The sequence below is a fragment of the Acidovorax sp. genome (assembly GCF_046341535.1).
In the GTDB taxonomy this organism is placed as follows: Bacteria; Pseudomonadota; Gammaproteobacteria; order Burkholderiales; family Burkholderiaceae_C; genus Acidovorax.
This window is the reverse complement of the sequence record NZ_JBKDRI010000180.1, coordinates 1-11,859: the sequence shown is the minus strand read 5'-3', so window position 1 is coordinate 11,859 and position 11,859 is coordinate 1. Positions and strand designations below refer to the sequence as shown.

Genomic DNA, 11,859 nt, shown 5'->3' with positions numbered 1-11,859 from the left:
TTACGATATCTCCAGCCAGGAACGCATCGTCCGCGGACGGATGCCGACCATGGAAATCGTCAACGAGCGTTTCGCCCGGAACTTTCGGATCGGGCTGTTCAATTTCATCCGGCGCAGCCCTGAAATCTCAGTGGGAACGGTATCGGTGCAGCGTTACAGCGCCTTCCTGCGCGAACTGGCGGTCCCCACCAATTTCAATATTCTCGCCATCAGGCCGCTAAGGGGTAGCGGGTTGATTGTGTGCGAACCGTCCCTGGTGTTCGGCATCATCGACACGCTGTACGGCGGCGTTGGCAAGTTTCAGACCCGCATCGAGGGTCGAGATTTTTCGCCCACCGAGCAGCGCGTGATCAACCGCCTGGTCGATGTCATCTGTGCCGAATACAAGAAAGCCTGGCAAGGCATCTACCCGCTCGAACTTCACTACCAGCGCTCAGAGATGCAGCCGCAGTTCGCCAATATCGCAACCCCCAGCGAAATCGTGGTCTCAACGGCTTTTCAGTTGGAGATTGGCGACCTGTCAGGCGCCATTCACATCTGCATGCCGTATGCGACGCTTGAACCCATCCGCGACGTGCTGTATTCGTCAACGCAGGGCGATTCCATTGAGGTGGACCGGCGCTGGGTGCGTGTTTTGACGCGTGAAATCCAGGCAGCTGAGGTGACGCTGGTGGCTGAGCTCGCGCGGGCTGACGCTACGGTGGGGCAACTTCTTGCGATGAAGCCGGGGGATTTCATCGAACTGGACCGCGAGCCTCGTATACGTGCGTCCATTGGCAGAGTCCCCATTTTTGAATGCCAGTATGGCACCCACAATTCCAAATACGCCATTCGTATCGAAGAGTGCCTGCGCACGTCCGACATGAGCTGGCTGGGAGAAAAAAATGTCAACTGAAGACAACGGCAAAGAAGCCGGAGCAGACGATCCGTTTGCTGGCTGGGCCGAGGCGCTGGAGGAGCAAAAAAGCTCGGATGAAAAGCCCGCTGGAGCCGAGCAGGGTGGACCCCTGTTTGGTGAGGCCATGCAGCCGTTTTCTGGTACGCCAGACGGGTCTGTCAACGACATCAACATGGTGCTTGATATCCCCGTCCAGCTGTCGGTGGAGCTTGGGCGTACCAGGGTTCCCATCAAGTACATCCTGCAACTGGCCCAGGGCTCGGTGGTGGAGCTCGACGCGCTGGCGGGCGAGCCAATGGATGTGCTCGTCAACGGCTACCTGATTGCCCAGGGCGAAGTGGTGGTGGTGAATGACAAATTCGGTATTCGCCTGACCGATGTGGTGACCCCTTCCGAGCGTCTGCGTCGGGTCAGCCGTGGGTAGCGCAAGCATCACCCAAACCCTGCTCGTCGTGATCCTGTTCGTCGGGGTCATGGCGATGTTGCCCTGGGCCGTTCGCCGGTTGCAGCAACGCCATGCGATAGGCGGCTTGGCTCCCGGTGCGGCCTCGAAAGTGGTGTCGGCGGTGGCTGTGGGGCCGCACCAAAAAGTGGTGACGGTGGAGGTGGGGCCCGAACACGCCCGCACCTGCCTTGTGATCGGCGTAACTCCGCAGCACATCACTTGCCTGCATGTTTTGCCCATGCAGGCTGGCATCGCTGCTCCCGCTGCGCCTGTGGCATCAACGTCGTTTCAGGCCGAAATGGCAGCTGCCGCGCAACGGGCGCAGGGAGCCGGGCATGTCTGAACGACTGGCATGGGCTCGGCGATCCGCCGCGCTTGTGGGCGCTGCGGTGCTGTGGTCGCTTGTGTTCCCGGGCTCTGCCATGGCGCAGTCGGCTGGCGCATCGTTGCCCCTTGTGGTTGCAAGCGGCCCGTCGGGGAACAGTTACTCGGTGCCCATTCAGACGCTGCTGTTCTTCACGGCCCTGTCGTTTTTACCCGCCGTGCTGTTGATGATGACGGGCTTCACGCGCATCGTGATCGTGCTGTCTCTTTTGCGGCAGGCGCTCGGCACGCAGTCTGCGCCTCCAAACCAGGTCATCATTGGCTTGTCGTTGTTCCTCACGTTCTTCGTCATGGGGCCAACGCTCGATCGTGTGTACGAGGATGCTTATGTGCCGTACACCAAAAACACCATCACTTTCGAGCAGGCGCTAGAGCGGGCCGAAGCGCCCATGCGAGGTTTCATGCTCAAGCAAACGCGACAGTCTGACTTTGCCCTGTTTGCCCGGCTTGCCCGGCTGGACCCGCAGGTGACTGCTGAAACGGCACCGCTGCGCGTTCTGGTGCCGGCCTTTGTGACCAGCGAGCTCAAATCGGCATTCCAGATCGGCTTCATGATTTTCATCCCGTTTCTGGTGATCGACATGGTGGTATCCAGCGTGCTGATGTCCTTGGGCATGATGATGCTTTCGCCGGTGCTGGTGGCCCTGCCCTTCAAGCTCATGCTGTTCGTATTGGCAGACGGCTGGAATCTGCTGATCGGTTCCCTGGCTGCGAGCTTCATACCCTGAAGGAGAGCCCGCATGTCCCCACAGATGGTGCTCACGATCGGTCACGATGCATTGACGCTGCTGTTGATGATTTCCATGCCTGTGCTTGTCGTCGTGATGGCTGTTGGGCTGGTGGTCAGCATTTTTCAGGCGGTCACCCAGATCCATGAGGCCACACTGGCCTTTGTGCCCAAGCTGATTGCGGCCATGGTGGTATTTGCCATCGCGGGCCCCTGGATGCTCAGCTCACTGGTGGACTTCATTCGCCGCACCATCGAGTCCATTCCCTCGGTCATTGGATGAGCCGGTGCCATGCAGTTCAGTCGAATGAACGACGCCTGCGTCGAGCTTGCGACACCACGGCGCCAGGCCCCTGATCGATCGATGCTCCCGGCTCATCGGGTAAGAGGTGGCCGTTGATTTCGTTCAGTGAAGCGCAGATTGCGGCCTGGCTGTCGCCCATCATCTGGCCGTTTTTGCGGGTGCTCGCCGTCTTCTCTGTGGCACCCGTGTTTTCGATGCGTGTTGTGCCCATGCGGGTCAAGATCGGACTGGCGTTTCTGGTTGCCCTGTGCGCCCAGGCGATGCTGGTGAATCAACCCGTTGTCAGCATCACAGGACCCGATGCGCTGGCAGCCGTCGCGCAGCAGGTTGCCGTCGGGCTGGCCATGGGTTTTGCGGTCCGGCTGGTCTTTGCATCGGTGGAATTGGCCGGTGAAATCATTGGTCTGCAGATGGGGTTGAACTTCGCATCGTTTTTCGATCCTTCCTCCAACGCCCAGATCAGCGCCGTGGCACGTTTTTTTGGGCACATGGCCACGCTGCTGTTTGTGGCGATCAACGGACATCTTCTGATTCTGATGGCGGTCGTCAAGAGCTTTGACCAGTTTCCTGTGACGGGGAACTTCCTCCAGTCTTTGTCCAAGATGCGCCTGCATGAGATCGGAACATCGCTTTTTTCGAGCGCGCTGTGGATTGCATTGCCGATGATCGCCTTGCTGATGTTTGTCAATTTGACCCTTGGCATCATTTCCAGGGTTGCACCGCAAATGAACATTTATGCGGTCGGTTTTCCTGTGACCTTGACCGTCGGCATGCTCGGGATCGCAGCAACGCTCCCGATGCTTGAACAGCCAGTGCTGGCGTTGATGCGCCAGGCGATCGATCTGTTCGCTGCACAGCGATAGTGTCCCGGGTTCGGCCTCGGCGGCCTGATGGCGTTAAGGAAGCTCTGCAAAACCCTCGCGAGGATGCGCTGGTGCGGATCGGGATAGGCCACAAGGCGCTTTTTGCGGCCAATAGCATGGCTATTGGCAAGAAAAGCAACGCCGTGGACTACCCGAGCCCGCGCCAGCGCAAACCGCAGGGAGTTATGCAGAGCTTCCTTAAGACTCTGCGGAGCCATTTAAAACGAAAGACCGCAGGGCGGTACCGGTGCCCTGTGTGAGTGACCACCTTGCCCCCACACGGGTGCCCGCCAAACCCACTGACGTCTTGTCTGCGCCCCGACGGCCACTACCAGATGGGGCGTTATCAACCAAGGACTCCCAAAGTGCTTTGTCGCAACTGCAGTGTCCACCCGAGGTCAATGCTATGGTCGCGCTGCGGTTCGCCCCGCATCAGGTTGAGCAGCATGCTGGCCGCGTTCGTACCAATCTCGACCCGTGGTGTGCGTACGGTCGTGAGCGGGGGCCACATCTGAGCGCTGCCAGACAGGTCATTAAAGCCCGTGATGGCTATTTGCTGCGGTACTTTGATACCCAGGCGCATTGCGGCAAGCAAGCCACCTTGGGCCAAGTCATCGTTACAAAAGAAGATGGCATCAACCTCCGGGTGTTCTTGCAGCAGGGTTTCCAGCAGTTCTCCACCCAAGGCCAACGATGATGGCTTGGGGTTGAGCAACTCCAAGGCGGGGTCGTAGCAACCGGCTGCCGAAAGCGACTGCCGGTACCCTTGCAGTCGCTTCATCACGCGTGGGTCTAGCTGGGCCGCAGCAAACGCAATGCGCCGCCGCCCGATTTGCAGCAGGTGATCTGTCAGCGCTTGGCCTGCCTCCGTTTGAGAGAAGCCCACGCAGTACTGTGCGGGGTCTTGCGATGTTTCCATCAAGTGCACACAAGGCACGCCGCTTTGTTCGATGAGCTTGCGACACTGCGGTGTGCGATCAAATCCGGTCACCAACAAGCCCGCAGGGCGCTGCGTCAGGTAACTCGTGAGCAATGCCTCTTCTTCCTGTGGCCGGTAGTGGGTCACCCCGATCAGGATGTTGTAACCCGCCGGATATAGCGTTCGGTGCACTGCCTCCAGCAAATCAACAAACAAGTTGTTGGACAATAGAGGGATGAGGACCACCACCGTGTTGCTTCGTGCGCTGGCCAGCGCACGAGCAGCCGGATCTGGCACATAGCCCAACCGAGCCGCCGCCTCGGCAACCCGTTTGACCAGCTCTGCGCCCACCCGCCGCTCGCCACGCAAAGCGCGCGAAGCAGTGATGCGGCTCACCCCGGCAGCTTCGGCCACATGATCTAAAGTAACGCGGCCAGAAGCCCTGCTTTTACGTGGCGTCGCACTCATACTGGTACTTTCCCTGATTGCTGGCGTTGGTTGGATTCATTAGGATAGCGCTATCTTAATGCGTCCTTTCCAATTTAACAATAATAGCATTGCACAGTACCTTCGTAGTCTTGTGCGATAGCTGGCATTTTTTTGACTCAATTTAGATAGCGCTATCCGACATATGAAATCAATCGAGATCGTTGGCAGTGAATGCTGCTCAAAGCAGAGCAAGATAATGTCCAGAGAGCGCGCAACCGTTTTATTTTTTCTTTACAGATAGCGCTATCCAAAATGAAGTCAATTGTGATGATGGGCGTTGCTGGTTGCGGTAAATCAAGTGCCGGGCTTGCTTTGGCCAATGCTCTTGGGCTGCCTCTGATTGAAGGTGATGCATATCATCCGCAAAGCAACATCGACAAAATCCGCCAGGGCGTGCCGCTGACAGATGAAGATCGCACCGGCTGGCTAGACGCCTTGGGCGGCGAACTGGCGCGACACAGCGATGGTGCCGTGCTTACCTGCTCGGCGCTGCGTCGCAGCTACCGAGACCGCTTGCGCGAAGCATCAATGGGACTGCGCTTCGTGTTCTTGGATATCAGCCACGAACAGGCGCTTGAGAGAGTTACTGCCCGCGCGGGCGAGCACATGTTTCCCCCCGTTTTGGTTGCCAGTCAGTTCGCTACCCTGGAGTCACCGATCGACGAGGCGGGCGTTTTGCATATCAATGCCACACTGCCGGTGGATCAAATCACTCAGCTCGCCTGTGCATGGCTTCGCTCTGAAACGCAGCAGGAGGAGCTATGAGCGATCTCTATCAAAAAATATCCGACGCGCTGATGGCCATTTGCCTGGCGATCATGGCCGGTTCCGTTTTTATCAATGTCGTCATGCGATATGGTTTTGGAAGCGGTATCGCGGCAAGCGAAGAGCTGTCACGGCTGCTTTTCGTATGGATGGTATTCATTGGTGCGACGGCGGCCTATCCAAAAGGCGAACACATGGCATTTACTAGCCTATTGAAGCCGCTGCAGAAACCAGGCAGGGAAGCACACCTCAAAATGACTACCCGAGTCATACACGCATTGGTGGTGGTGAGTTGCACCATGATGGCCTGGGGTGCCTGGCAGCAGGTGATCGCAAGTATGAATAACCGAAGCGTGGTCGTGGGTTACCCACAGGCGCTACTGCCTTTGCCGGCATTTCTATGTGGCTGCACCATTGGCCTGATGGCGCTGTACCAATTGGTGGTTGGAAAATCGCTGGACCACGGTCATGTACATGACGTCGAGTGACCCCAGCGAGCAGATCAAACAGAGCAAAAATCACCATGAACCAAGGTTTGGTTACTTTCGTATTCGTAGCAGGAATGCTCGTCTTCATGGGCATTGGGATGCCCATGGCGTTTGCACTCCTGCTAACAGGCGCATCCATGGCGTGGGTGCTTGGATTTTTTGACACGCAGTTGCTGGCCCAAAATATGGTGGCGGGCGTAGATAGTTTTGCCCTGCTGGCCGTACCGTTTTTCATATTGGCGGGCGAGCTGATGAATGCGGGCGGTATTAGTCGACGCATCATCACCATGGCACAAGCGTGGGTAGGGCACATTCCTGGCGGCCTGGGCTATGTGACGATTGGCGCAGCCATTTTGATGGCAAGTATGAGTGGATCTGCCTTGGCTGACACCGCAGCGCTGGCGACTATTTTGCTTCCGATGATGCGCGCCCACGGCTACCCCATGGCGACATCAGCAGGTTTGATTGCGTCCGGCGGGATCATTGCGCCCATCATTCCGCCTTCCATGCCTTTTGTGATCTATGGCGTAACCACCAACACGTCCATCTCCTCGCTTTTTCTTTCCGGGATTGTTCCAGGTTTAATGATGGGAGCTGGTCTGATCATTACCTGGAGAATATTGCTGCGCAAGCTGGATTTGCCCGCAGGCGAAAAGTTGCCTCTATCAAGCCGTCTGCGCGAAACAGCAAAGGCATTCTGGGCGCTACTCATGCCTGTGATCATTATCGGAGGCATGAAGACTGGCGTTTTCACGCCGACCGAAGCGGCGGTGGTGGCTGCAGTGTATGCCCTTGTCATTGCCTTCTTCGTGCATCGCGAAATGAAGCTCTCAGACCTGCATGGAGTTCTGGTACGTGCAGCTAAAACGACCTCGGTGGTGATGCTTTTGTGTGCGGGTGCCCAGGTTGCGAGTTACATGATTAGCTTGGCAGATTTGCCAGCCACCATGACCGGATGGCTGGGCCCACTGATTGAGTATCCAATCTTATTGATGGCAGTCATGCAGATTTTGCTGGTAGTAATCGGCACTGCACTCGATCTTACCCCAACGATCTTGATCTTTGCCCCAGTGATGCTTCCGATCGCGGTCGCCGCTGGAATTGATCCGATTTATTTCGGCTTGATGTTCATCCTGAATGGATCCATTGGACTAATAACGCCACCAGTAGGGACAGTACTCAATGTGGTCGCCGGCGTAGGACGAATGCGTCTAGACCAGGTCATAAAGGGAGTGAATCCATTTTTAGCAGTGTATTGTGGGCTGCTGATACTGCTCACGTTATTCCCTCAGATAGTCACATATCCAGTAAAGTGGATGCGATAGCGCACTGAAAAGTGTTTTACAACAACCCCTGTATTTATCAGTTTTTAACCAGGAGACCTTAATGAAAATGATTCGACGCTCACTCATCGTTGGCGCCGTGGGTATCGGCTTGCTCACATCTGGCCTTGCCCAAGCCCAGGACATCAAGCCGCGCTTGATCCGGTTTGGTTATGGACTCAACGAGCAATCCAATCAAGGCCGTGCCGCAAAAGTACTGGCTGATGAAGTGGAAAAACTCTCAGGCGGCAAAATGAAGCTGCGCACTGTAGGTGCAGCCGCTCTCGGCTCTGACGTGCAAATGCAGCAAGCGCTGATTGGTGGCGCACAAGAAATGATGGTGGGTTCAACGGCCACCCTGGTCGGCATCACCAAAGAGATGGCGCTATGGGACACGCCTTTCCTCTTCAACAACACCCAGGAAGCCGATGCCATTTTGGATGGTCCCATTGGCGACAAGGTGCGCGCGAAGCTGGAAGAAAAAGGACTGGTTGGCTTGGTCTACTGGGAGAACGGGTTCCGCAACCTGACCAACAGCAAGAAGACTGTTGCCAAGCTCGAAGACTTGAATGGTATCAAGCTTCGCGTCATGCAAAACCCCGTTTTCTTGGATACTTTCAAGTCGCTGGGTGCCAATGCAGTTCCGCTTCCTTTCTCTGAACTCTTTAGCGCACTGGAAACTCGCGCTGTGGACGGACAGGAAAATCCTTTCAATACCATTCTCTCGAGCCGCTTCTACGAGACCCAGAAGTATTTGACCGTTTCAAACCACGTATATAGCCCGTGGATTGTGCTCGTAAGCAAGAAATTCTGGGATGGCCTCAGCAAAGACGAGAAAGATGTGTTGATTAAAGCAGGCAAGACCAGCCGAGACTTTGAACGCAAAGACACACGCGCCGAAGCAGCCAAAGCTCTGGAAGACCTCAAATCCAAGGGTATGGAAGTAACCGTGCTTCGCGCCACTGAAGCAGGGCGGATGCGTGAAAAACTCACCACGATCAATGCTGCCATTGCTGTGAATGTCGGTATGGATCTGTGGAGTGAAACACAGGCGGAATTGGCTCGCATGCGTAAATAATTCATTTGGAGTCACCCGCCGGGTGACTCCCGTCCACCAGAAGAGGTAATGCGTATGGCCCTGACAAACGTGAAGGTATCTACCCAACTCACCTTGCTGATCGGGTTCCTGTCGATCATTTTACTGGCAATTGGTGGAGTGGGTCTTTATGGCATTTCCGCGTCGAATGCGGCGCTACGATCGGTCTACCAAGATCGAACCATCGCACTTGGGCAACTAGCTGATGTTCAACAGGGAATGCTGCACAATCAGATTAGCATTGGCATCATGTTGTTGGAGCCATTGCCGGAGCTTATTTCCAAACTTAATACAAAAATCGATCTGGAAAAATCTCGAATCGATAAAGTTTGGGAAGCATATGTTGCCGTGCCCCGTAAGCCCGAGGAAGAGCGAATCGCCAAAGAGTTTGTCGAAAGGCGCGCAAAGTTCGAAGAAGAGGGCGTCAAGCCAACAATCAAGGCCTTGATATTAAATGACCCCAGCAAGGCGGTCGACTACGGGTTGAATAAAATGCCGGCCCTGTATGAAGCCACCCGGGAACATCTTGCTGCATTGGTCAAAATTCAGATGGACGAAGCGCGAAACGCTTACAACGCAGCAGAAAAGCGCGCCGAAATCATTTTTTGGAGCTCAATCGCGTCGGTAGCGGTGGGCCTCATTTTGGCTGCGTTGGCTGGATACCTGCTGGCGCGGAGTATTTCTCGTGCACTCCATCAGGCGGTTGATGTTTCCAACCGCATTGGTTCGGGTGATCTTACCCCCCATATTCCGCAAGCGGGGCAAAATGAAATAGGAGCGCTGCTTGACGCGCTACGCAACATGCAGAGAGATCTGGTGGGCGTCGTTTCAACCGTGCGGTCAGGTTCGGAAGGCGTGGCAACAGCCAGCACCGAAATTGCGGAGGGAAATAATGACTTAAGTATCCGAACGGAGCAGCAGGCGGCTTCTCTGGAAGAAACTGCTTCCTCCTTGGAGGATTTGAGTAATACCATCAAGCAAAATGCTGATAATGCCAGTCAGGCCAATTTGTTAGCTCAAAGTGCCAGCGCGGTGGCGATCGATGGCGGTAATGTGGTCAACCAGGTGGTTGAAACGATGAAGGACATCAATGAATCGTCCAATCGCATTTCAGAGATCATCAGTGTGATCGACGGCATCGCATTCCAGACCAATATTCTTGCCCTCAATGCGGCGGTTGAAGCGGCCCGAGCTGGAGAGCAGGGGCGTGGTTTTGCGGTGGTTGCCTCTGAAGTGCGCAGCCTTGCCAGCCGATCGGCAGAGGCCGCGAAGCAAATAAAAACGCTGATCGGCGCAAGCGTCGTGCGAGTCGAACATGGCACGCGCCTGGCTGACAAAGCTGGTGCCACCATGGTTGAGGTGGTTGGATCGATTCGACGAGTCACAGACATCATTGCCGAAATTAATACGGCAAGTAGCGAACAGGCTTTTGGTGTGCAGCAAGTAAATGCTGTCGTGAGGCAAATGGATCAAACCACTCAGCAAAACGCTGCACTGGTTGAGCAGATTGCTGCCGCCGCGTCAAGCCTGAAGGTGATGGCAGACGAGCAGGTTCAAGTCGTGGCAATTTTTTCTTTGCCTCACGTTGACGTTGTTCAATCGGCTGGTAAAAAGCAAAAACTTCTACGTCTGGCAGGCGGAGTACGATGAAAATACAAAAATGCAGTTGGCAGGTTTGCGTACTGCTCTTTCTGCTTTCTATCAATGCCCTGACCGCTAATGCTCAGCAGACGTTGAAGGTTGGGATAGGTCTGTCTGCGGACTCTGTCCAGGCAAAAGGCGTGCAGGACTTTGCCAAGCGGGTGGAAAATTATACCAACGGCAGCCTCCGTATTGAACTATTCGCTGGCGGCGCACTTGGCAATGATCTCACCATGATCAAGGCGCTGCAGGAAGGCCGTCAGGATATGACTGTGCCTGACAGTTCTACGTTGGTGGGGCTGGATCACGGCTACTCGGCTATCAATTATCCGTTCACGTTTATTAGTGAACGTGAGGCCCAGGCTATCCTCGATGGGGCGTGGGGACAGCGATTATTAGATCAGTTGCCCAAACATCAGCTCATTGGGCTGGCCTATTGGGAAAATGGCTTTCGCCAAATGACCAACAGCCGCAAACCAATAGAAAGCATGGCTGACTTTAAGGGTTTGCGTATGCGAACCATGCAAAACCCGATGTTGGTCGATAGCTTCAATCGGCTTGGTTTCGAGGCGGTTCCGATGCCCTTTCCTCAAGTTTATGAGGCGCTGAAGACCCAAACGGTGGATGGGCAGGAAAATCCGCTGCCCACGATACTCTCGAGTCGGTTTTACGAAACTCAAAAATATCTGACGCTGTCGCAGCATGTTTACTCCGCGTTTGTTCTGCTCATATCAAAAGCAACCTGGGATAAACTTAATCCACAGCAGCAAAAGGCACTCCAGCGAGCCGCGTTGGAGTCTCGCGACGTACAACGTGCATTAAGTCGTGAAGCCAATTCGAAAGCATTGGCCGAGTTGAAGGCCAAAGGAATGGTGGTCGCCTCTCTGCCAAGAGCTGATATGGAGCGAATTCGTAATCGCTTGCGCGATGTCATTGAGAAGTACAACACCGATATTGGTCTGCGCACGATGATAGATTTATACATAGAGTTGGGGGCCATGCGTACGGCTGCGGCAGGTGGTGCCAACAAGTGATTTGGTTGGAGCGCTGCCAGTTCAAATAGCCTTAACTGTAGATTTAAATTCGCTGTAATTTTGCGTGTGTAGTTCTCCACTTGTGGGTGCTATTTGTACGGTTTTTTGACGGATTCCGATTGTATTTTTGATGGACGTTGAGCTTCTGTTGGCAATTGCCGAAGCACTCATTTTGTACACGCTTCTATTAAGTCGCCCCTGATTTATTCAATTCAAGCAGCAACTGACGCGTAAGCGCCCGCTCGACGATGCACACCTCGACAGCGGCGGGCCGATGACCAGGTCCTCTGAGCCTGCATGACCCGCACCATGGCCTTCACCAACCAAGACAGGTCCAGGACGCGGGCCTGTTGCAGGCACAAAAAAATCGACCGCAAGAAGGAGACCCCCTTCTTGACGATCATGCGCAGCAACCACCGGATGTTGTAGCCCGCAGCGCACAGCACCGCATGCAGCCGGTCACCCTGCTCACCCTTCAAGTGGC

General features: G+C 55.2%; 14 protein-coding genes and 1 pseudogene. 12 read left to right on the top strand and 3 right to left on the bottom strand.

Annotated features, from left to right (window positions below; translation table 11 throughout):
- From fliM to fliQ, 5 genes are all read left to right on the top strand, one after another.
- Positions 1-895: flagellar motor switch protein FliM (gene fliM, locus ACK543_RS13730; protein WP_409943401.1), on the top strand; the 895-nt coding region annotated here is incomplete at its 5' end.
- Positions 885-1,322: a flagellar motor switch protein FliN gene (fliN, locus tag ACK543_RS13725; RefSeq protein ID WP_409943400.1), complete on the top strand. Its 438-nt coding sequence runs from the start codon at positions 885-887 to the stop codon at positions 1,320-1,322. The genes fliM and fliN, both read left to right, overlap by 11 nt.
- A 7-nt stretch (positions 1,323-1,329) precedes the next feature.
- Positions 1,330-1,686, top strand: a complete 357-nt coding sequence (locus ACK543_RS13720; RefSeq protein WP_409943404.1) for a FliO/MopB family protein — start codon at positions 1,330-1,332, stop codon at positions 1,684-1,686.
- Positions 1,687-1,765: 79 nt separating this feature from the next.
- On the top strand, positions 1,766-2,455 hold the full coding sequence (fliP, locus tag ACK543_RS13715; RefSeq protein WP_409943403.1) for a flagellar type III secretion system pore protein FliP: 690 nt from the start codon (positions 1,766-1,768) through the stop codon (positions 2,453-2,455).
- 12 nt (positions 2,456-2,467) lie between these two features.
- Entirely contained in the window at positions 2,468-2,737 is a 270-nt protein-coding gene (gene fliQ, locus ACK543_RS13710) for a flagellar biosynthesis protein FliQ (RefSeq protein ID WP_409943399.1), read from the top strand.
- A gap of 16 nt (positions 2,738-2,753) precedes the next feature.
- On the opposite strand, the gene ACK543_RS13705 is transcribed toward fliQ, so the two are convergent.
- Positions 2,754-2,978, bottom strand: coding sequence for a hypothetical protein (locus ACK543_RS13705; RefSeq protein WP_409943405.1), 225 nt, complete (start codon positions 2,976-2,978; stop codon positions 2,754-2,756).
- Here ACK543_RS13705 and fliR point away from each other — a divergent pair.
- Positions 2,875-3,621, top strand: a complete 747-nt coding sequence (fliR, locus tag ACK543_RS13700; protein WP_409943402.1) for a flagellar biosynthetic protein FliR — start codon at positions 2,875-2,877, stop codon at positions 3,619-3,621. The genes ACK543_RS13705 and fliR overlap by 104 nt on opposite strands.
- Before the next feature lie 346 nt (positions 3,622-3,967).
- Here the strand turns inward: fliR and ACK543_RS13695 are convergent, their stop codons facing one another.
- The gene (locus tag ACK543_RS13695; RefSeq protein ID WP_409943398.1) at positions 3,968-5,008 is read right to left on the bottom strand and encodes a LacI family DNA-binding transcriptional regulator; all 1,041 of its coding nucleotides are present in this window, start codon (positions 5,006-5,008) and stop codon (positions 3,968-3,970) included.
- A 192-nt stretch (positions 5,009-5,200) separates the two neighbouring features.
- Between ACK543_RS13695 and ACK543_RS13690 the strand changes: the two genes are divergently transcribed.
- The 6 genes from ACK543_RS13690 (at position 5,201) to ACK543_RS13665 (ending at position 11,375) form a co-directional block, all read left to right on the top strand.
- A complete protein-coding gene (locus ACK543_RS13690) occupies positions 5,201-5,794 on the top strand; it encodes a gluconokinase (protein ID WP_409943397.1) in 594 nt (197 codons plus the stop codon).
- The gene (locus ACK543_RS13685; protein ID WP_409943396.1) at positions 5,791-6,282 is read left to right on the top strand and encodes a TRAP transporter small permease subunit; all 492 of its coding nucleotides are present in this window, start codon (positions 5,791-5,793) and stop codon (positions 6,280-6,282) included. The genes ACK543_RS13690 and ACK543_RS13685 overlap by 4 nt, the downstream gene beginning before the upstream one ends.
- A gap of 35 nt (positions 6,283-6,317) precedes the next feature.
- Positions 6,318-7,607 (top strand): TRAP transporter large permease, encoded by a 1,290-nt coding sequence (locus tag ACK543_RS13680; RefSeq protein WP_409943395.1) that lies wholly within the window; start codon positions 6,318-6,320, stop codon positions 7,605-7,607.
- Between the two features lie 61 nt (positions 7,608-7,668).
- Positions 7,669-8,682 carry a TRAP transporter substrate-binding protein gene (locus ACK543_RS13675; RefSeq protein ID WP_409943394.1) on the top strand — a complete coding sequence of 338 codons (1,014 nt, stop codon included), beginning with the start codon at positions 7,669-7,671 and terminating at the stop codon, positions 8,680-8,682.
- 54 nt (positions 8,683-8,736) lie between these two features.
- Positions 8,737-10,350: a methyl-accepting chemotaxis protein gene (locus ACK543_RS13670; RefSeq protein ID WP_409943393.1), complete on the top strand. Its 1,614-nt coding sequence runs from the start codon at positions 8,737-8,739 to the stop codon at positions 10,348-10,350.
- On the top strand, positions 10,347-11,375 hold the full coding sequence (locus ACK543_RS13665; protein WP_409943392.1) for a TRAP transporter substrate-binding protein: 1,029 nt from the start codon (positions 10,347-10,349) through the stop codon (positions 11,373-11,375). The genes ACK543_RS13670 and ACK543_RS13665 overlap by 4 nt, the downstream gene beginning before the upstream one ends.
- Before the next feature lie 212 nt (positions 11,376-11,587).
- Here ACK543_RS13665 and ACK543_RS13660 read toward each other — a convergent pair.
- Positions 11,588-11,859: pseudogene (locus ACK543_RS13660) on the bottom strand (hypothetical protein); the annotation flags it as partial.